This is a genomic window from Stappia sp. P2PMeth1 (genome assembly GCF_900185735.1).
Lineage (GTDB): Bacteria > Pseudomonadota > Alphaproteobacteria > Rhizobiales > Stappiaceae > Stappia.
The window spans coordinates 397114-417376 of the sequence record NZ_FYAW01000022.1 but is presented as its reverse complement, the minus strand read 5'-3'; the positions used below and the strand labels follow the sequence as shown (position 1 = coordinate 417376).

At 66.8% G+C, this 20263-nt stretch carries 19 protein-coding genes, 1 tRNA gene and 1 pseudogene; 14 read left to right on the top strand and 7 right to left on the bottom strand.

The genetic code is table 11. From position 1 onward, the window contains the following. Positions 1 to 75 precede the first annotated feature (75 nt). Positions 76 to 573 carry a MarR family winged helix-turn-helix transcriptional regulator gene (locus tag P2PM1_RS17490; RefSeq protein ID WP_186399921.1) on the bottom strand — a complete coding sequence of 166 codons (498 nt, stop codon included), beginning with the start codon at positions 571 to 573 and terminating at the stop codon, positions 76 to 78. Positions 574 to 583: 10 nt separating this feature from the next. Further along, on the bottom strand, positions 584 to 1087 hold the full coding sequence (locus P2PM1_RS17485) for a flavin reductase family protein (RefSeq protein WP_244301550.1): 504 nt from the start codon (positions 1085 to 1087) through the stop codon (positions 584 to 586). Positions 1088 to 1321: 234 nt separating this feature from the next. Between P2PM1_RS17485 and P2PM1_RS17480 the strand changes: the two genes are divergently transcribed. The 13 genes and pseudogenes from P2PM1_RS17480 to P2PM1_RS25520 all read left to right on the top strand — a co-directional run. Then, entirely contained in the window at positions 1322 to 2368 is a 1047-nt protein-coding gene (locus P2PM1_RS17480; RefSeq protein WP_186399920.1) for a peptidase M29, read from the top strand. Continuing rightward, positions 2365 to 3171, top strand: a complete 807-nt coding sequence (locus tag P2PM1_RS17475) for an alpha/beta fold hydrolase (protein WP_186399919.1) — start codon at positions 2365 to 2367, stop codon at positions 3169 to 3171. Before P2PM1_RS17480 ends, P2PM1_RS17475 begins: the two co-directional genes overlap by 4 nt. Further along, positions 3168 to 4439, top strand: coding sequence for an acyl-CoA dehydrogenase family protein (locus P2PM1_RS17470; RefSeq protein ID WP_186399918.1), 1272 nt, complete (start codon positions 3168 to 3170; stop codon positions 4437 to 4439). Before P2PM1_RS17475 ends, P2PM1_RS17470 begins: the two co-directional genes overlap by 4 nt. Further along, a complete protein-coding gene (locus tag P2PM1_RS17465) occupies positions 4436 to 5974 on the top strand; it encodes a class I adenylate-forming enzyme family protein (RefSeq protein WP_244301549.1) in 1539 nt (512 codons plus the stop codon). Before P2PM1_RS17470 ends, P2PM1_RS17465 begins: the two co-directional genes overlap by 4 nt. 33 nt (positions 5975 to 6007) lie before the next feature. Beyond that, on the top strand, positions 6008 to 7021 hold the full coding sequence (locus tag P2PM1_RS17460) for a TRAP transporter substrate-binding protein (RefSeq protein ID WP_186399917.1): 1014 nt from the start codon (positions 6008 to 6010) through the stop codon (positions 7019 to 7021). After that, complete coding sequence (locus P2PM1_RS17455) at positions 7018 to 7527, top strand: TRAP transporter small permease (RefSeq protein WP_186399916.1); 510 nt, start codon at positions 7018 to 7020, stop codon at positions 7525 to 7527. The genes P2PM1_RS17460 and P2PM1_RS17455 overlap by 4 nt, the downstream gene beginning before the upstream one ends. Before the next feature lie 40 nt (positions 7528 to 7567). Further along, a complete protein-coding gene (locus P2PM1_RS17450; protein ID WP_186399915.1) occupies positions 7568 to 8860 on the top strand; it encodes a TRAP transporter large permease in 1293 nt (430 codons plus the stop codon). A 223-nt stretch (positions 8861 to 9083) separates the two neighbouring features. Beyond that, complete coding sequence (locus P2PM1_RS17445) at positions 9084 to 9326, top strand: hypothetical protein (RefSeq protein WP_186387618.1); 243 nt, start codon at positions 9084 to 9086, stop codon at positions 9324 to 9326. A 101-nt stretch (positions 9327 to 9427) separates the two neighbouring features. Then, positions 9428 to 10840: a 3-isopropylmalate dehydratase large subunit gene (leuC, locus tag P2PM1_RS17440; protein WP_186387619.1), complete on the top strand. Its 1413-nt coding sequence runs from the start codon at positions 9428 to 9430 to the stop codon at positions 10838 to 10840. A 250-nt stretch (positions 10841 to 11090) separates the two neighbouring features. Next, positions 11091 to 11648 carry an HNH endonuclease gene (locus P2PM1_RS17435; protein ID WP_208984908.1) on the top strand — a complete coding sequence of 186 codons (558 nt, stop codon included), beginning with the start codon at positions 11091 to 11093 and terminating at the stop codon, positions 11646 to 11648. A gap of 179 nt (positions 11649 to 11827) precedes the next feature. Continuing rightward, positions 11828 to 13228, top strand: coding sequence for a TadE/TadG family type IV pilus assembly protein (locus P2PM1_RS17430; RefSeq protein WP_186399914.1), 1401 nt, complete (start codon positions 11828 to 11830; stop codon positions 13226 to 13228). Between the two features lie 296 nt (positions 13229 to 13524). Continuing rightward, a tRNA-Thr gene (locus P2PM1_RS17425) sits at positions 13525 to 13600 on the top strand. Between the two features lie 262 nt (positions 13601 to 13862). Continuing rightward, a pseudogene (locus P2PM1_RS25520) lies at positions 13863 to 13952 on the top strand (IclR family transcriptional regulator); the annotation flags it as partial. Between the two features lie 108 nt (positions 13953 to 14060). On the opposite strand, the gene P2PM1_RS17420 reads toward P2PM1_RS25520, so the two are convergent. Further along, positions 14061 to 15818, bottom strand: a complete 1758-nt coding sequence (locus P2PM1_RS17420; RefSeq protein ID WP_186399913.1) for an FAD-dependent monooxygenase — start codon at positions 15816 to 15818, stop codon at positions 14061 to 14063. Between the two features lie 54 nt (positions 15819 to 15872). Next, on the bottom strand, positions 15873 to 16946 hold the full coding sequence (locus P2PM1_RS17415; protein WP_186399912.1) for a maleylacetate reductase: 1074 nt from the start codon (positions 16944 to 16946) through the stop codon (positions 15873 to 15875). A 106-nt stretch (positions 16947 to 17052) separates the two neighbouring features. Between P2PM1_RS17415 and P2PM1_RS17410 the strand changes: the two genes are divergently transcribed. Continuing rightward, positions 17053 to 18003, top strand: a complete 951-nt coding sequence (locus P2PM1_RS17410) for a LysR family transcriptional regulator (protein ID WP_186387623.1) — start codon at positions 17053 to 17055, stop codon at positions 18001 to 18003. A 17-nt stretch (positions 18004 to 18020) separates the two neighbouring features. Here P2PM1_RS17410 and P2PM1_RS17405 read toward each other — a convergent pair whose 3' ends face one another. The 3 genes from P2PM1_RS17405 to P2PM1_RS17395 are packed head-to-tail and all read right to left on the bottom strand — an operon-like array spanning position 18021 to position 20254. Further along, a complete protein-coding gene (locus P2PM1_RS17405; RefSeq protein WP_186394080.1) occupies positions 18021 to 18353 on the bottom strand; it encodes a hypothetical protein in 333 nt (110 codons plus the stop codon). A gap of 7 nt (positions 18354 to 18360) precedes the next feature. After that, complete coding sequence (locus P2PM1_RS17400; RefSeq protein ID WP_186387625.1) at positions 18361 to 19197, bottom strand: intradiol ring-cleavage dioxygenase; 837 nt, start codon at positions 19195 to 19197, stop codon at positions 18361 to 18363. Between the two features lie 4 nt (positions 19198 to 19201). After that, positions 19202 to 20254 (bottom strand): branched-chain amino acid ABC transporter permease, encoded by a 1053-nt coding sequence (locus P2PM1_RS17395; RefSeq protein WP_186399911.1) that lies wholly within the window; start codon positions 20252 to 20254, stop codon positions 19202 to 19204. Positions 20255 to 20263 lie beyond the last annotated feature (9 nt).

Genomic DNA, 20263 nt, shown 5'->3' with positions numbered 1-20263 from the left:
CGGGATTTTGAGACGGAATTTTGCAAAATCCGTCTCAATTTTTCTCAATATTGGTAACACACTGAAATTAAATAGCTATTCATCCGGGATCGCATCGACCTCGACGGGCGGAGCACCCGCTCCCGCCCGCTCGATCAGCCGCAGCAGGGCGCGGCGCAGCGTCTCGATTTCCCCCTTTCCGATCGCCTCGACCAGCCGCGCCTGATGCGCCCTTGCGGCGAGGATAAGCTCGTCGACATGCGCCTCGCCCGCCGGCGTCAGCCGCACCCGCACCCGGCGCCGGTCCTCGGCGTCCTCGTGGCGGTCGACCAGCCCCTTGCCGACCAGCTTGTCGACGGTCTTGGAGATCGCCGGCTGCTTGGCGAGGCAGCTTTTCGCCAGATCGCCGACGGTCAGCCCCTCGTCCGCCCCCTTCAGCGAGGCGAGGACCCGCCACACCACGACCGGCACGCCGCGCGCCCGCACTTCCTCGTGGAATTCGGCGCTGGCGACGCTCGACGCCCGTGCCAGCAGGTAGAGCAGATAGCCGTCGACGAAGCGCCCGGACGGGCCGTCTGCCGCGGTGTCGGTCATTGCACGCCTCTCATTCGGGCAGGACAGCCGAGGGATCGGCATAGCTCGCGGTCGCGTAGCGTCCGGAATGATAGATCAGCGGCGCGCGGTCGGCATGGTCGAAGGCCTCGACCCTCCCGAGGAAAACCAGGTGGTCGCCGCCCTCCACCCGGGTCTCGTTGCGGCACTCGAACACCGCGGTTACCCCCGCCAGCACCGGCACGCCGCAGGCCCCCGGTCGCCACGAAACCCCGGCGAAACGGTCCTCCACCGGCCGCGCGAATCGCTCGGACAGCGCCCGCTGATCGGCGGCGAGAATGTTCACCGCATAGTGCCGGGACCGCTGGAAAACGGCGAGATTCTGCGATTTTCGCGCCAGGCTCCACAGCACCATCGGCGGATCGAGCGAGACCGAATTGAACGAATTCGCCGTCAGCCCGACCGGCCGGCCGGCTTCGTCCAGCGTGGTGACGATGGTGACGCCGGTGACGAACCGCCCGAGGGCGCTGCGGAAGCTGCGGTGGTCGCTGATCATGGCCTGTCCTCGCGCCGTCGGGGTTTCGGGCTGCCGTTGCCGGCCGGCAACAACTTCATGCTCAAAATTATTCCTTTTCATACAATAATGAAATTGCTAGGATCCTCCAAGTTCTTTTCGCTTGCTGCGGAAAATGCCCCGTCGGCGCAACAAAGCGCCGATTGGCACGGGTCGGGCCGTGCCGGGCCCGACCGGCGCACAGCGATTGGCAGGACGGATCGGGAGGAGGATCTGATGCTCGCCGACAGGATCGAGGGAAAGTGGATCGACGCCTTCGCGGCCGTCTTCTCCTTGTGCAAGGTGGCGCCGGGGGAGAGTGTCGCGATCCTCTCCGAAACCCAATCGCGCGCCCTCAACGTCCACATCGCCGAACTCGCCTTGCAGCGCCTCGGCGCCCGCCCCTTCCATGTGGTCGTGCCGACGCCGCCGCAGGATGCGCCGGTGCCGGTGCGCTCGACCGGCGCCTCGGCAGCGCTCACCGGACAGGACGCGGCGATTGCCGCCCTTGCCGCCAGCGGCCTTGTCGTCGACCTGACGGTCGAGGGCCTGCTGCACGCGCCCGAGCTGCCGCGCATCATTGCTGGCGGCGCCCGCATGTTGATGATTTCAAACGAACATCCGGACGCGCTGGAGCGCCTGCTGCCGCAGCCGCGCGACAAGGACCGGGTGCGCGAGGCGGTCGCCCGCATCCGCGCGGCGCGCGAGATGACCGTCACGTCGGCCGCCGGCACCGATCTCAAGGTCGCCATGACCGGCGCCTCGACCGTCGGCGTCTGGGGCTGGTGCGACCGGCCGGGCTCCGTCGCCCACTGGCCCGCCGGCCTCGTCGTCAGCTTCCCCGCCGCCCACAGCGTCAACGGCACCTTGGTGCTGGATGCCGGCGACATCAACCTGACCTTCAAGCGCTATCTCGAGCGCCCCGTCCGCCTCACCATCGTCGACGATTATGTGACGCAGATCGAGGGCGAGGGCACCGATGCCGAGCTGACCCGCCGCTATCTTGCCGCCTGGGGCGAGCGCGAGGCCTATGCGGTCGCCCATGTCGGCTTCGGCATGAATGCCGGCGCCCGCTACGAGGCGCTGACCATGTACGACCAGCGCGAGACCAACGGCACGGAAGTGCGCGCCTATTCGGGCAATTTCCTGTTCTCGACAGGCGCCAACGAGTTCGCCGGCCGCTTCACCAAGGGCCATTTCGACATCCCGGTGCGCGGCTGCACCATCGCCCTCGACGGCGACCCGGTGGTGGTGGACGGCGAGTTGATCGAGGCGCTGCGATGAGCCGCCCCGACCACATCCGCAGGACCGGGGGCGAGCGCGCCGTCGTGCTGCTGCATGGCATCGGCGCCGACGCGGAGATGTTCGCGCCGCAGATCGAGGGGCTTGGCCGCGATCACGACGCCATCGGCTGGAACCTGCCCGGCTACGGCGGCACTGCGCTCTTGTCGCCGATGACCTTCCCGGCCCTGTCTGAGGCCCTGCTCGCCTTTCTCGACCGGCTGGGACTCGACCAAGTCGACCTGCTCGGCCATTCCATCGGCGGCATGCTGGCGCAGGACTTCGTCGCCCGCCATCCGAGCCGCGTGCGCACCCTGGTTCTGTCCGCCACCACCGCCGCCTTCGGCAGCCGCGACGGCGAGTTCCAGAAGCGCTTCGTCGCCGAGCGGCTGGCCCCGCTCGATGCCGGCCGCACGATCCCCGAGCTTGCCCGCGAATTCGTGCCGGACCTCGTCGGACCGGCCGCCGACCCCGCTGCCGTGCCCGCCGCGACCAACGCCATGAGCCGGGTGCCCGAGGCGACCTATCGCGAGGCGATCCGCTGCCTTGCCACCTTCGATGCGCGCGCCACGCTGGCCGACATCGCCGTGCCGGTGCTGCTCGTCGCCGGCGAGGTCGACCGCAACGCGCCCGCCCCGACCATGCGCCGGATGGGCGAGAAGCTGCGCGATGCCCGCTACATGGAGCTGCCCGGCACCGGTCATCTGGCGCCGCTGGAATGCCCGCAGGCCTTCGAGGCGGCGCTGCGCGATTTCCTGAAAACGACCACCGGCGCAACGACGCCGCAAGAGGGAACAGGCCGATGACCGTCGCCGATCTCGAGACGCTCGACATGGACAAGCCGATCTTCGATCCCAAGGCCTTCCGCCTGACCGAGCAGGAGGAGGAGCTGACCGCCCTTGCCCGCCGGGTGGCCAAGTCCCGCTTCGCCCCGCGTGCAGAAGCCGTCGACCGCGACGCGGTGTTCCCGACGCAGAACTACCGCGACATGCACGAGGCCGGCCTGCTCGGCATCTGCGTGCCGAAGGAGGACGGCGGCCACGGCGCCCCGTTCCGCGCCTATATGATGACGGCGGCCGAGATCGGCCGCTATTGCGGCGCGACGGCGCTGACCTGGAACATGCATGTCTGCTCCTGCCTGTGGACCGGCGCGCTGACCGACGACCTGGAAATCGAGGCCGGCGAGCGCGCATTGCATCGCCAGCGCCGTGCCGTTCACTATAGGCGCATCCTGGAAGGCGGGGCTATCTACTCGCAGCCCTTCTCGGAAGGCGGCGCGGCCGCGGCCGGCGCCGTGCCCTTTTCCACCTCCGCCCGCAAGGTCGACGGCGGCTGGATCATCAACGGCAAGAAGATCTTCGCCTCCCTGTCCGGCCATGCCGACTATTACGGTATCCTCTGCGGCGAGATGAAGGAGGGCGAGCGGCCCTCGCGCCGCGACACGATGTATATCGCCGTTCCGGCAACCGCCGAGGGCGTCGAGGTGGTCGGCCCTTGGGACCCGCTCGGCATGCGCGGCACCGTCTCGCGCACCCTGCTGTTCAAGGACGTCTTCGTCTCCGAGGACGAGGCATTGATGCCGCGCGGCGTCTACTACCAGGCCGCCAGCCGCTGGCCGCACATGTTCATGACCCTGTCGCCGACCTATATGGGCATCGCCCAGGCGGCCTTCGACTTCACCGTGAAATACCTGCGCGGCGAGTGGCCCGGCCTGCCGCCGGTCAAGCGGCGCATGTTCCCGACCAAGCAGATGGGCGTCGCCCAGATGCACCTGATGCTGGAGCAGACCAAGGCGCTGTGGTTCCAGGCGATCACCGAGGCCGGCCCCGATCCCTCGCGCGAGCAGATGCTGCGCGCCTGGGCCGCCCATTACACGGTGATGGAGAACGCCAACGAGATCTGCCAGCTCGCCATCCGCACCTGCGGCGGCCAGTCGATGCTGAAGGAACTGCCGCTGGAGCGGCTGTATCGCGACAGCCGCTGCGGCGCCCTGATGCTGCCCTGGACCGCCGAGATCTGCCTCGACCGGATCGGCCGCGAAAGCCTCTACCTGCCGGGAGAAACCGACGAGTGACGTCGATCGACCACTGGATCGAGGCGCATGCGCGCTTCACCCCGGACAAGACGGCCCTGGTCTTCGGCGACGAGCGGATCGACTACGCCGCACTCGCCGCCCGCATCGGCCGGCTGGCCGGCGCGCTAGCCGTCCGCCATAGCATCACGCGCGGCGAGCGGATCGCCTATCTCGGCACCAATTCGCCCGACCAGCTTCTGCTGACCTTCGCCGCCGCCCGGCTCGGCGCCATCGTCGTGCCGCTGAACTGGCGCCTGGCCCCGCCGGAACTCGCCCATGCGGTGGCCGACAGCGGCGCCAGGCTCTTGGTGCACCAGCCGGATTTCGCCGCAACCCTTGCCGCGATGGCTACCATCGCCCCGCTTCCCGAGGCACTCCTCGCCGACCCGGCCACGGGCGGGCTCGCCCGCCTGACAGCGGAGGTCGCGCCGCTCGCCCATGGCGAGGGCGACGGCAGCGCGCAGGATCCCCTTCTCATCGTCTACACCTCCGGCACGACCGGTCGGCCAAAGGGCGCCGTGCTGACCCAGGCCGCCGTCGAGGCCAATGCACTGAACGCCCTGCACATGCAGGAGATCGCCGCCACCGACACGGTGCTGACCGTCCTGCCGATGTTCCATGTCGGCGGGCTCAACATCCAGACGACGCCGGCTCTCTATGCCGGCGCAACGGTGATCCTGCACGACCGCTTCCATCCCGGCGCGACGCTCGCCGCGATCCGCGACCAGCGTCCCGACCTGACCGTCCTGGTGCCGGCGATGCTGGCCGCGCTGATCGCCCATCCCGGCTGGGAGACTGCGGACCTGTCCTCGCTGCGGCTGGTGGCGACCGGTTCCTCCGACGTGCCGCACGCCCTGATGCGCGCCTTCGTCGAGCGCGGCGTGCCGGTGTTGCAGGTCTATGGCGCGACCGAGACCGGGCCGGTGGCGATCTACCAGCGGCGTGGCGATCCGGCGGCCGAATTCGGCGCCATCGGCCGCCCCGGCCTGCACACCAGGGCCCGCATCCGCCTCGGCGAGCGCAATGCCGGTCCCGGCGAGATCGGCGAGATCGAGCTGAAGGGCGGCAACATCACGCAAGGCTACTGGAACAACGTAGCGGCGACCGCCGACACGTTCCGGGGTGGCTGGTTCCGCACCGGGGACCTTGCCCTTTGCGACGAGGCGGGCGTCTTCTGGTTCAAGGACCGGCTGAAGAACGTCATCATCTCCGGCGGCGAGAACATCTACCCGGCCGAACTGGAACGGGTGCTCAGTGAGATCGAGGGTCTGAAGGAAGCCGCCGTGGTCGGTGTCGCCGATCCGCGCTGGGGCGAAAGCCCGGTCGCCGTGGTGGTCGCCGAGCCGGACGAAGAGCTCACCGCGGAGGCGGTGCTGGCAGGCTTCGACGGGCGTCTGGCGCGCTACAAGCACCCGAAATCCGTCGTTTTCGCGCAGGAATTGCCGCGCAATGCGCTCGGCAAGATCCAACTGGAAAGGGTCAGGAAAATAGCCGAGGATGCGCTCAAAGCATCCGGCAAGAAGCAAAGCGCCTGACCGGATTGCAAGAACCAGACAGAGGGGACTGAAATGCGGAAATTCATCGGGATGCTGACCGCGGTCGCGGCGCTTGGCCTCGCCACTGCCGCCTCCGCCGAGACCACCTTGCGCGTGTCCAACTGGCTGCCGCCCTCCCACCCCATCGTCAAGGACATCCTGGCGCCCTGGGGCGACGAGGTCGCCAAGGCGACCGAGGGGCGCGTCAAGGTCGAGATCATGGCCGCGCCGATCGGCAAGCCGCCGGCACAGTTCGACCTGGTCCGCTCCGGCGCCGCCGACATCGGCTACGGCGTCCACGGCTACACGCCCGGCCGCTTCAAGCTGACGCCGCTGGTCGAGGGACCGTTCCTGTCCGACAGCGCCGAGGCGCTGTCCGTCGCCTACTGGAAGGTGCAGGAGGCGATGCTGTCGAAGGCCGACGAGCACGAGGGCGTCAAGCTGCTCACCGTCTTCACCCATGGTCCGGGCGGCATCTACACCACCGCCAAGCCGGTCGCTTCGGTCGACGACCTTGCGGGCCTGAAGATGCGCATCGGCGGCGGCATCGTCGCCGAGATCGCCTCGCGGCTCGGCATGGTCGGCGTGCAGGCGCCCTCGCCGCAGGTCTACGAGATCCTCGCCAACGGCGTTGCCGACGGCATCCTGTTCCCGCCGGAGTCCGTGCCCTTCTTCCGCATCGACGAGGTGATCCGCCATGGCGTCTCGGTGCCCGGCGGCCTCTACAACACCTCCTTCTTCGTGGTGATGAACCGCGGCGCCTGGGACAAGCTCTCGGACGAGGACAAGGCCGCCATCGACGGCATCTCGGGCGAGGCCATGGCCCGCATGGCCGGCCAGGCCTGGGACGCGGCCGACGCGGCCGGCGTCAAGGTGATGGAGGAAAAGGGCGTCGCCCAGACCACCGCCGACGAGACGATGACCGCCGCCATCGCCGACAAGCTCGCCGGTGTCGAGAAGGGCTTCCTCGATGCGGCCGCCGCCGTCGGCATCGATGGCCAGGCCGCCATCGACATGCTCAAGGCCGAGATCGCCGCGGCGAAATGACCGGCGAGCCCCGCGACGGCGCGACCGGCGGGGGCGCAAGCCCCTTCCGGCCGCTCGCCGTGGCGACGCGCCTCCTCCAGCTCGTCGCCGCGCTGCTGCTGCTGGTGATGATGGCGGTGACCTTCGTCGACGTCATCGGCCGCTATGTCTTCAACCGGCCGCTGCCCGGCGCCTTCGAGCTGACCGAGGTGCTGCTGGCGCTCGTCGTCTTCGTCGGCCTGCCGATCGTCACCGCGCGGCGCGAGCATGTCACCGTCGATCTTCTCACCGGCCGGCTGCCGGGCGCGGCGCGGCGCTCTCTGGCGCGGCTGTCGCTCGCCGTCACCGCGGCCGTGCTGGCGCTGCTGACCTGGCGGCTCGCCCTGCTCGGGCGCGACTACACCTCCTATGGCGATGCCACGGTCTATCTCGGCATTCCGCTAGGACCCGTCGCCCTCGTCATGGCGGTCCTGACCGGCGTCTCCGCGCTCGTCGCCGCCATGCTGATCCTGCGCCGGCAGCCCTGAACGGCCGCCTCGTCCACCTCCCGAGGGACCTCGCAAGACCATGGAAACCTGGCTTCCCGGCCTCGTCATTCTCGTTGTCGTGATGTTCGCAGGCGTGCCGATCGCCGTCGCGATGGCCGCCGTCGGCGGTCTCGGCCTGACGATGATCCTCGGCTTCGCCCCGGCCATGGCGATGGTCGGGCAGACCGCCTTCGACACCGGCCTGTCCTATCCGCTGTCGGTGGTGCCGCTCTTCGTGCTGATGGGCAATCTGGTCACCCGCGCCGGGCTCTCCGACGAGCTCTACGCCGCCTGCCACGCCTGGCTCGGCCATCGCCGCGGCGGCCTTGCCATGGCCACCGCCGTCGCCTGCGGCGGGGTCTCCGCCGTCTGCGGCTCCTCGCTCGCCACCGCCGCGACCATGGGCAAGGTCGCCCTGCCGCAGATGCGCCGCTACAAATACGACGACGGGCTGGCGAGCGGCGTCATCGCCGCCGGCGGCACGCTCGGCATCCTGATCCCGCCCTCCGTGATCCTGGTGCTCTACGGCGTCACCGCCCAGCAGGACATCGCCAAACTGTTCATCGCCGGCATCATTCCCGGCATTCTCGGCGTCCTCGGCTATATGGCCGCCGTCCGCGCGGTCTGCTGGTTCCGCCCGGAAGCCGGCCCGCCGGCCGAACGCCTGCCCTATCGCGAACGCTTCCGGGCGCTCTCCGGCGTCGCCGGCATCTCCGCCCTGTTCGCCTTCGTCATCGGCGGCATCTATGCCGGCGTCTTCACCGCCACCGAGGCCGCCGGCATCGGCGCCAGCGGCGCCTTCCTCATTGCCCTCGCCCGCCGACGGCTGACCGTCGCGACGCTTCTGGAAACGCTGGCCGACACCGCCGCCACCACGACGATGATGTTCATGGTGCTGATCGGCGCGCTGATCTTCTCCAATTTCGTCAATATCGCCGGCCTGCCGGCGGCCCTGTCGGGCCTTGCGACCGCGTCCGACCTGCCGCCCTGGGGCATCCTGCTCGCCGTCCTCGGCGTCTATCTCTGCCTCGGCATGGTGCTGGAGAGCCTCTCGATGGTGCTGCTCACCGTGCCGATCTTCGCGCCGATGATGGCCGCGCTCGGCTACGACCTGATCTGGTTCGGCATTGTCGTCGTCGTGGTCACCGAGATCAGCCTGATCACCCCGCCGGTCGGCCTCAACGTCTTCGTGCTGAAGACGGTGCTGCCGGACGTGCCGCTCGGGCGGATCTTCCGCGGCATCGTTCCCTTCATCCTCGTCGACATCGTCCGACTGGCGCTGATCGTCGCCGTGCCCTCGCTGGTGCTGCTGCTGCCGGGCTTGATGCGCTGATGTCCGTCGCACGCTCCTCCCGGGCGGGGCCGCGCAGGCAACTGCGGCCTTGACCCGGCAAGGCAATCGGCGCAAATGAAAGGGAACGGGCATCACATCGGCAGGCGCGGTCTCCAGGGGCCGGACGCCGCCGTCGGACGTGGCCCGTTGTCGATCGACATGCCGGCCGCCCGCCGAGGCGGCGAGGGACCGGCAGCGTCGGAAGCTGGAGCCGCTGGAGACCATGCCGGTCGCACCGTGTGACAGGACGCCCGCGCCGCCGCGCGGCAGGACATCGCAGCCCGCCGGCCTCGCCCGGGTCGCGCAGGCCTGCACGCGTCCGCGCCCGACCCGCACCCGCCGCTGGCAACGCATCGAGATCGGCGACCGCCGCCGCCTGCCGGCGCGGTTCCACGCGCTTTTCGCCTCGCCCGGCGATCCCGGCCTTACCGCCGGCCTTTCGCCTGACAGCGCCGCTGCCGGGTAAAGGCCGAAACGTTTCCCCAAGACCGCATTCCGCCGCCACGAGCGGCACCCGGCCGGAGACCTTAAAGGCCCGCGCCGGACCCGATATCCCAGGAGAGACAGATGAACGCTCCGCGCACGCTCTATGACAAGATCTGGGACGACCACGTCGTCGAGACCCAGGAAGACGGCACCGCCCTGCTCTATATCGACCGCCATCTGGTGCATGAGGTGACCAGCCCGCAGGCCTTCGAGGGTCTGCGCATGACCGGCCGCAAGGTGCGCCAGCCGCAGCGGACGCTGGCCGTGGTCGACCACAACGTGCCGACCACCGACCGCAGCCACGGCATCGACGATCCGGAATCCGCGCTGCAGGTCGACACGCTGGCGAAGAATGCCGCCGAATTCGGCGTCGAGTATTACAGCGAAACGGACCTGCGCCAGGGCATCGTCCACATCGTCGGTCCCGAGCAGGGCTTCACCCTGCCGGGCATGACCATCGTCTGCGGCGACAGCCATACCTCGACCCATGGCGCCTTCGGCGCGCTCGCCCATGGCATCGGCACGTCCGAGGTCGAGCATGTGCTCGCCACCCAGACGCTGATCCAGAAGAAGGCCAAGAACATGCGGGTGACCGTCGACGGCACCCTGCCGGACGGCGTCACCGCCAAGGACATCATCCTGGCGATCATCGGCGAGATCGGCACGGCCGGCGGCACCGGCCATGTCATCGAATATGCCGGCGAGGCTATCCGCGCGCTGTCGATGGAAGGCCGCATGACGGTCTGCAACATGTCGATCGAGGGCGGCGCCCGTGCCGGCCTGATCGCCGCCGACCAGAAGACCTTCGACTATATCAAGGGCCGTCCGAAGGCGCCGCAGGGCGCGGATTGGGAGAAGGCTGTCGCCTACTGGCAGAAGCTGTTCACCGACGAGGGCGCCCATTTCGACGCCGAGATCCGCCTCGACGCCGCCAACCTGCCGCCGATCGTCACCTGGGGCTCCAGCCCCGAGGACGTGGTCTCGGTGACCGGCCGGGTGCCGGATCCGGAGGCGATCGAGGACGAGAACCGCCGCGCCTCCAAGCGCCGTGCGCTGCAATATATGGGCCTGACCGCCGGCACCCCGATCACCGACATCGCCGTCGACCGGGTGTTCATCGGTTCCTGCACCAACGGCCGCATCGAGGACCTGCGCGCCGCGGCCTCCGTCATCCGCGGCCACAAGGTGCGCGAGAGCGTCAATGCCATGGTGGTGCCGGGCTCCGGCCTGGTGAAGGCCCAGGCGGAGGCGGAAGGCCTCGACAAGGTGTTCCGCGAGGCCGGCTTCGACTGGCGCGAGCCGGGCTGCTCCATGTGCCTGGCCATGAACGCCGACAAGCTGGCGCCGGGCGAGCGCTGCGCCTCCACCTCGAACCGCAATTTCGAGGGCCGCCAGGGCTTCAAGGGCCGCACCCATCTGGTGTCGCCGACCATGGCGGCGGCGGCCGCGATCGCCGGCCATTTCGTCGACATCCGCGAGTGGCCGCACGGCTGACGCCCGCCGCAAGACCACAGGAACAGCAAAGCGCGGGCCGCAAGGACCCGCGCTTTTTCCGCTGTGCCGCGCCCGATCGCTTCTCCTGCGACGCTGCGTCGCCAGGGTGAAGCCATGCGCGTTGCCGGGCTTCACAAGACTGTCACTGTCGCTCTACACTATCGCCGCGTTCGGTCGTCCGGCCCGAAAGCGAATCGCGGTTGCGATGCGCCTTCGCGAGGTCGGCGAAGCAGGCATGAGGAGCGAAGGTGTGACACTCGCCGTCTCTCCAGGTGCTCATCCGGCCCTGGTGCTCAATGCTGACTATCGCCCGCTTGCGTATTACCCGCTGTCGCTGTGGGCGTGGCAGGATGCGGTGAAGGCCGTCTTCCTGGACCGGGTCAATATCGTCTCCGAATATGACATCACGGTCCGAAGTCCGAGCAGCGAGTTCCGACTTCCCAGCGTCGTCTCGCTGAAAAGCTACGTCAAACCGAGCCGACATCCCGCCTTCACCCGCTTCAACGTCTTCCTGCGCGACCGGTTCCAGTGCCAGTATTGCGGCTCCCGCGAGGAACTGACCTTCGACCACCTCGTCCCACGCTCGAGAGGCGGGCAGACCACCTGGGACAACGTGATCACGGCCTGCTCGCCCTGCAATCTCCGCAAAGCCAACAAGTCCTGCGCCGACATCGGCATGTGGCCGATGCACATGCCCTTCCCCCCGACCGTCCAGGACCTGCACAACAACGGTCGCCTGTTCCCGCCGAACTACCTGCACGAAAGCTGGCTCGACTTCCTCTACTGGGACACCGAGCTCGAACCCTGACCGTCCGCCTGCCCTCCCGGTCCTGCCGCTGCGTCGCTGGTTTCATGCCTTAACGCTTCGTCAACCGATCCGCAGAAACCCCCGACTTTCGGCACCCGGTTTAACCAACCGGTCGTTCCTTCGTGCCAGTGTCCCGCCAGCAATGCCGTGTCGTCGTACCGGCGCGGGAGTGGGTAAAGATGGCAAGTTGCAACTCGGACGGAAAACTTCCGGCGCTCAGGCGCCAGGCGCGCCGCTTCGGCAGGGACCGCAACGGCGCGATCCTGCCGCTCTTCGCCATTCTGGCGATCTTCATCATCGTCGCCGGCGGCGCCGGGCTCGACTTTGCACGGGCCATCAACCAGCGCCAGGCCATCGCCCGCGGTCTCGATGCCGCGATGCTGGCGGTCGCCCGCGAACTGTCCGTGCGCAACATGACGGAAAGCGAGATCAAGGCCTATCTCGACGCCAACTACCAGGCCTATTTCGGCGCCAACATCAAGGGCTCCAGCGGCGGCGGCGAGATCATCATCGACGAGCCGAAGATCAACACCGAGACACGGGTGATCGAGGTCTCGGCCCGCTCCAGCGTGCCGACCTATTTCATCCATCTTGCCGGCTTCGGGCCGGATGCGCTGAATGTCAGCGTCAGCGCCGAGGCGGTCTATCCGAAGAGCGTCGAGGCGACGCTGGTGCTCGACGTCACCGGCTCCATGGCCGGCAGCCGCATCGTTGCTCTGCGCAACGCAGCGGCGAATTTCATCAACACGCTGGTCCCGCCGGACACGGTCGCGACCAACGAGAAGGTCCGCATCGCCGTGGTGCCCTATGCCAGCGGCGTCAATATCGGCTCCACGCGGGCGAACCTCGCCACCAAGGGGGCGAATGCCAGCCGCACCTCCTATCCCGGCTGCGTCTCCGAGCGCACGGGCGCCCAGGCCTATACGGACGCGAGCTACACCATCGCCGCCATTGGGCCGGGCGCTCAGCAGGCCAGCAGCGGAAGGGGCTACTACTACGACGGCCGCAGCATGAACAACCACGCCGGCTTCGTCTGTCCGAAGGCCGAACTGGTTCCCTTGACCCTCGATCCCGGCTCCTCCTCCAAGCCCGGCACGCCGCTGCACACGATCGCCAATCTTGCGGCCAGCGGCAACACAGCCGGACAGACCGGCGTCGCCTGGGGCTGGTACACCCTGTCGGAGAAATGGGCGGGTCTTTGGCCTTCGGCCAGCAAGCCGGCCCCCTATTCCGACGAGCGCGTGCTGAAATACATGCTGCTGATGACGGACGGCGACTTCAACACCTGGTTCGACGGGCCGATGACGGTGTCCAGGACCACCTATGACTGGGTCGCCCGGCTCGATCAGGCGACGACCTCCACCACCCGCGCCATCGCCCTGTGCGACGCCGTCAAGAAGTCCGGCATCAGGATCATCACCGTCGGCTTCCAGATCGGCAGCAATGCCCAGGCCAAGAAGGTGATGAACGACTGCGCCTCCTCGCCGAGCGACTACTATCTGGCCGAGAACGACGCCGAGCTGAACAGCCGGTTCCAGGCCATCGCCAATCAGATCAAGTCGACCTACCTGTCGCGCTGAGGCGCGCGAAACACCGATCCGCAGGCTCCGGCCCGAAGCGGGGACGGCGGGCGCAAAGCCTCTTGCGCGCCGCCCGCTTGTCCGCTATCACACGGCCACCTTGACGGACCGGTCGTCCGGCATCGCCTTTCCCGTGGCAGCGTCCTGTCGGAACAGACAGGGTTCCGGCCATCGGGGCCTTCACACAAGGCAGGCACGGCCAACCGGCTCGGCAAGCAACCGGATCGGCTCCGCGCCGCCGGGACCGCGGCCTGGTGCCGCGTCATATACGGGGCGCTCCCGCCCCGGTCTGATACGCCGCTGTAGCTCAGTTGGTAGAGCACGTCATTCGTAATGATGGGGTCGGGGGTTCGAGTCCCTTCAGCGGCACCACTTCCCGCGTCGCCAGCGTCCGGACAGGGACATGACGAGAAGGCCCTCGCAGCCATCGCGCTGTTGTCGGCCGTCGCTTCGCCGTGCCGGGCGCCAGCAAGCGGCCGCGCGGAGACTGACGCCGGCCGCAGCGATCCGGGCACGGGGTAAAGTTCCCGCAGACGACCTGCCAGCGGCGGCAGAAACGGCAAGGCCGCCTCCCGGCGGCCTCGCGTAACATATTGCAGTACAGGAAACCTGGAGCGGGTGACGGGATTCGATCACGCCGTTGCCCCGGATCGCCCAGCCGTGCTTCGACCACGTCTCCGGACAGATCGGACAATCCGCTTCGGCATCCATCCTCGACGGCACCGCCAGACCTGGCGACCCGAACCAGCCGCGCCCGAAACGACCGCGCCTGGCTCAACGTCGTGAGGGCAACGCGGGCACGGACGACGGCGGATTGGGCGCAGCGGGGCGACTATCGCGCCAGAATGGCTTTCAGAACCCGGCCCAGATCGGCTTTCGGATCTTCTGAAAGCGATGTGGCGCGCCAGCAGACGTGGTGGTCGGGACGGACCAGCAGGCAACCATTGTCGCTGATTTCGGCGAGCCGCGCCCATTCGCCACTGTGGTCGATGTAGTTCTGACGCGGACCGATCACGTGGGTCACGATCTCGATTCCCAGTCCCTCAGCCACCTTTTGAACAGCATCCACCCAAGGCTCTCCGCCCAGACCGGTCAGCAGGGTGAAGCGGCCATGGCCGCAGATGTCGAGCGTGGAAGTCTCGGCCCCGTCGCTATGTCGGTAGAGCCAGACATGCGGCAATCGCGCGCCCGGCCATGTGGTGGGCTGGTAGTGCAGATCCGCATCCAGTTGGAACGCCGGCTCGATCTGCCCGTCTGTCACCACCGCATTCGAACGGTAGCGCTGGTTCATTTCCACCCCGTGGGCGTCGAACTCGTATTTCTTGAAGGCGATCGCCTTGCGGATCGCCTCGCGCTGCGCTTCGGCCTCAGCGGTCCCGTCGGTGCGGGCCTCGAGGTTCTTCTGCATCTGCTCGGGGTCGACGCCTTCCGCCATGCCGAGCGCAGCGAAAATCGGGCCGGTCTCGGCGATCGACTGGTTGGCACGGGTGACGATCTGCTTGGCGATCGGCGCCCGTTCGGCGTCGTAGCTGTCAAGGAGCCGCTCGCCTGCCTGTCCCTTCAGGACCATCGACAGTTTCCAGGCGAGATTGAAGGCGTCCTGGATGGAGGTGTTCGAGCCCAGACCGTTCGACGGCGGATGGCGGTGGATCGCATCGCCCATGCAGAACACGCGGCCGTTGGAGGTCTTGGTGGCGTAGTAGTTGTTGACGGTCCAGGTGTTGGCCGACAACAGCTCGATTTCGAGCTCCGGGTCGCCGATCAGTTGACGCGCGACGCCGGTGGCGAATTCGGGCGTCACCTCAGGTTCGGGCGCGTTGATGTCGTAGCCCCAGACGATCAGCCATTCGTTCCACGGGCGGACCATGCGGACCAGCCCCATGCCGATGCCGCCGACATCGGCACCCGGCTGCATGACCCAGTACAGCACCGACGGGCGATGGGCGACGTATTTGGAGAGGTCTGCCCTGAACAGGATGTTCATCGAGCCACCGACGCCCATCTTGCCCTCGAAGGGCAGGTTCTCGTTCTCTGCCACCAGCGATTTCCCGCCGTCCGCTCCCACGAGATATTTCGAGCGGATGGTGAACTCACGGCCGGTCAGACGATCGAGGCAGGTGGTGGTGACGCCTTCGGCATCCTGTATGTGACGGAGGTATTCCGTCGACATCCGCGCCTGGGTACCGCGCGAGCAGGCCGTCTTGAACAGCAGCGGCTCCATGAAGGTCTGCGGCAGGTCGTTCATCTTGGTCGGCGACGACATCAGATGTTCGGCCTTGGAGAGGGGATGATTGCCCCACGCCTTCATCCGCCCGATCTCCTCACCGGCGAGGCTCTCGCAGAAGATATTCTCGCCCATCAGGTCCTGATGCGTGGCGAACATGTAGGCCTCGTCCTCGACCTCGCGCCCGAGATCGCGCAGCACTTCCATGGCACGCTGATTGGTGATGTGCGCGCGCGGCGTGTTGGCCAGCCAGCGATAGCGATTGACCGCCATGTTTGCGACGCCGTAGGTCGAAAGCAGCGCGGCCGTTGCCGAACCTGCGGGCCCTGTGCCGATAATCAGGACATCCGTTGTGATGTCGGGCATGTAGTCTCCTCCCAAGAGAACGAAAGGGCGGGCTGCGCGGGCCGCCGAAGAGTGTCAGACGGCGAGCTCCTCTCCCGCCCATGCGGCCTGCAATAGCTTGCGAATCGCATCGCGCTCGACCGGCCGCGGATTCCAGTAGGGATTGGCGACAGCAAGATCTGCCGCACGGTCGAGATCGGCCTCCGCCAGCCCCAGATCTCTCAGCGCCATCGGCGAGCCGACCTGCTTGGCGAAGCTGCGCAGACCCCGACCGGGATTGCTGTCGCCGAAAAGCTCGGCCAGCGGCGCGAGCTGTTCGAGGGCAGCTTGCGCGTTGTATGCGATGGCATGCGGCAGCACAATTGCATGCGTCTGCGCATGCGGCAGGTCGAAGCTACCACCCAGCGTGTGGCACAGCTTGTGATGAAGCGCCATGCCCACCTGCCCGAGAACGGTTCCGCAAAGCCACGCCCCGTAGAGGGTTTCGCCACGCGCCGACGTGTCCTCCGGATTGGCGAGCACCCGTGGCAGACCATCGCGGAAGGCGCGCAGCCCCTCGACTGCCATCAGTGTGGAGATCGGCGAGCGGTCACGGGCATAGAGCCCTTCGGCGGCATGAGCCATTGCGTTCAGGGCGGAAGTGACGGTCATTTCCACCGGCAGCGTGGTGACCAGTTCGGCATCATAGAGGATGACCTCCGGTTGGACCTTCGCAGTCGACTGCGTGGTCTTCACGCCGTTTTCCGTCTGGCCGATGATGGGCGTCGCCTCGGAACCGGCGTAAGTGGTGGGGACAACGATCTGGGGCAGGTCCGTCCTCAACGCGATCGCCTTGCCGAGGCCGATCGTCGAGCCTCCGCCGACCGAAAGCAGTACATCCGCACCGAGTGCACCCGCCAGCCTAGTGGCATCCTCCGACACCGACACGGGGGTGTGCATCGTTGCGCCGGTATAGCTGCCCACAGCGAGCCCGCCGCAATAGGCGGAGAACTCATCGGCGAGTTCGGCCTGCTGCGGCGTGGTCAGGATTAACGCGCGCCGGGCCCCGAGCGCTTCCATCTCCTCTGCGACGGACCGGCGCACGCCGGGACCGAAGCGAACGCGCACGGCTGCGCTACGCGCGATAAACTCCTCCCGGAAAAACGACACCAGGCTCCCCCTGCAGGCTTCCGCTGCTCTGTATTTCAGCTCGGATGCTAGCCCAGCCACACAGGAATATTGATCGGATGTGCGGAATATAATATCGCATTGAGTTATGAAGATTGACAGCGAACATCTAGAGATCCTGGCGGTCATCGTCGAAAAGGGAGGCCTGACCGAAGGCGCCGACGAACTCGGAAAGTCGCAGCCTTCGGTTTCACGGAGCATGGCCCTGCTGGAGAAGCGCATCGGAATGCCGCTTTTCGAGCCGGGCCGCCGTCCGCTGCGACCGACCGAACTGGGCGCAAGCCTCGCGCGCCTCGGCAACAGGATCCGCATCGCCAATAAGGACGCGAGCCTTCTGGTGCGCCGGTTTCGCCAGGGACTGGCCGGGAGGCTCCGCGTCGGCGGCTCGCCGATCTTCACCGATGGCGTCATCGCCACCATGATCGCCGAATTCCAGTCTCGCAATTCGGATGTCCATATCGACCAGTCCTACGGCTATCTCGATACGCTGGAAGCCGGCCTCAAGAACGGCGGCCTCGACATTGCCATCCTGCCGCTTCATCCGCGCCAGGTGCCGCCGGACATGGATTTCCTGCCGCTTCTCTCCGGTCGCAATGTCATTACCTGCCGCGTCGATCACCCCCTCACGCGGATCAAGGCGATCTCGCTGTCTCACATCGCCAATTACCCGTGGATTGCTCCGCCGGCCGACAGCCCGCTTTATCGGGACCTCGAACGGGCGCTGAAATCCATCGGCCAAGAAGACTTCATGGTGAATTTTTCCGGCGGCACGCTGGCATCCATCCAGTCGGTGCTGACCGGATCGGATTCGCTGACGGTGCTGCCCTACTCAGTGGTCTTCCAGACACGGCGTACCATCCCCCTCGCGGTGTTGCCGCTGAAGATCGACCACCCGGACCGGCAACTGGGAATCCTGACCAAGAGCGACAGACAGAGACCGCCTGCGGCACAGCAATTCATCACCTTCCTTCAGGCGGAGTCGGAACGGTTGCAGGCGCGGATGGACCACGCCGAACAAGTCACCCACCGACGGAGCTGACCGGCTTAGTTTTTCCTCTATTTCAACGCCACATAGGTCGCGGCGTCGAGCATGGCGACGCGCACCGCCACGCACTGACCGGTTGCTTTGGCGACACTCGCGCGCAACTGTCCTGCGAGTTCGGATACGACCTCGCGGGTGCGCTCGGGCCGCGGCATAAGCTGCATCTCGACATTGACCTGGGGCTGGTCCGCCATTCCCAGAACCGGGATAACGGCAATCTGGAACGCCGCATTGTCGACCCTGAGGCTGGAGCACAGCGCGGTCCGCAAATCCGGGAGCAAGGCAGCCAGCCCGCTCCTCACCGCGCTGTACTGTGTCTCGTCGACGAAGATCTTGATGTTGGGCATCCTGTCCTCACCGTGGAACGAGCACGAAATCGAAGGGGGACCGCCAGAGCGTCTCACCGTTGTCGACCTTCTCGTAAGGCGCGATCAGGGTGGTCTTCACGCCGAAAACGGCATCTGACTCCAGATACTCGTCACCGCCGACAAACGTATGGGTAACGAGCTTCTGATAGCCGGGCGCCGTGATAAGATAGTGCATGTGCGCCGGGCGGTAGGGATGCCGGCCGAGTTGACCCAGCATCTTGCCGACAGGTCCGTCATCGGGGATCGGGTAGCTCACGGGCTTGATGCCGACAAAACTGTAATGTCCATCCGCCGCCGTAATGAAGCGGCCGCGATTGTTCCACTTCGGCTGAATGTCGGGCTGCTGGACGTCATAGTAGCCGTCGGCGTTATCCGACCAGACGTCCACCGACGCACCTTCGATCGGATGGCCGTCGAGGTCCAGCACTCGGCCCTCGAACAGACAGCTTTCGCCCTTGCCATCGAGATTGATCGAATCGCCCATCTGCCGGATCGGCGCGTCGGCGACATGGAATGGCCCGAAGACCGTGTTCTCCGTCGCCCCTTCCGGCCGGCGGTTGTTGATCGCATCGACCAGCATCGAGAAACCGAGAACGTCGGAGAGCAGAATGAACTCCTGCCGTTCGCCTGAGCACATCTGGCCGGTTCTTGTCAGAAAGCCAATGGCGAAATCCCATTCTTCCTGGGTCAGACTCACGTCTTTCGCGAAGCCATGAAGGTGCTTCACCAGACTGGACATGATCTCGGCAAGACGCGGATCGGTCTGCGCCCCCATGCGGGCATTGACTGTCTCAACGGAATTGGTTTCGGTGAAATAACTCATGAGCTTATTCTCCATGAACGGATCGCGTGTTGCGCCGGATGCCGGTGTCCGGGCGTTTCGGGGGCGCATGTTCGAGCGGAAGCAGGTTGACGCCTGTCCATTGCGTGAAGCCGCCCCACAGACCGCGACGCGCGAAAAGCATGACCACGATGCCGATCATGCCGAGTACGATGAGGTAGACCGTGCCGTAGTCCGACAGCAGGCGCTGCAATCCGTAAAACACCAGCACGCCGATGATCGGTCCCGGCAGTGTGCCGATCCCGCCTATGACGACGATGAAGATGACGAAGGCCGTCCAATCGATGACAGAAAAGGCGGCATCGGGTGAAATGCGCCCCGTCTGGATGAAGATGAGCGCACCGCAAAGCCCTGTGGCGAACGCCGTGAGCAGGAAAACAAGCGCCTTCAGCCGGACCGGATCGACTCCGACCGAGCGCGCCGCCACGGGATTGTCTCGCACGGCCTGCAGCCCAAGCCCCATGCGCGAGCGCAGGAAGATCCAACTGGCGACCAGCATCGCGACGACCAGCCCGAGTGCCAGCCAGTAGGTGAGCATGTCGACCGCAGCAGCGGGCGAAACGCCGAGAACCTCACGCAGCAACTGGACACCCGGCATGTCACGGGCAGCTCCACGTGGCAGCGCCGTGCCCGTGCCACCGCCGAGAGCCTGCCACTGGCTGAAGGAAAGACGCGCGATATCCGCCACCGCCCAGGTGCCGATGGCGAAATAGGCGCCGTTCAGGCGAAAAACGAAGAAGGCGACAGGCACCGAAAGCACCATGGCGACGAGGCCGCCGATCAGACCGCCGGTGAGCGGGTCGAGCCCCCACAAAATGGCCGCGGCGAACATCACGTAGGCGCCGACACCGACGAAGAGTTGTTGGCCGACGGAAACAAGCCCGGCAAAGCCGGCCAGCATGTTCCAATTGAGCGCCAGAACCAGGAGGCACAGGACCATGAAGAGATCCTGGACAAGCGCGCGCAGGCCGAACAGTGGGACGACGGCCAGAGCGGCGACGATGACGAGGAGCGACAGGAGGCCTAGGGCGTTCTTCATCTGTGATCC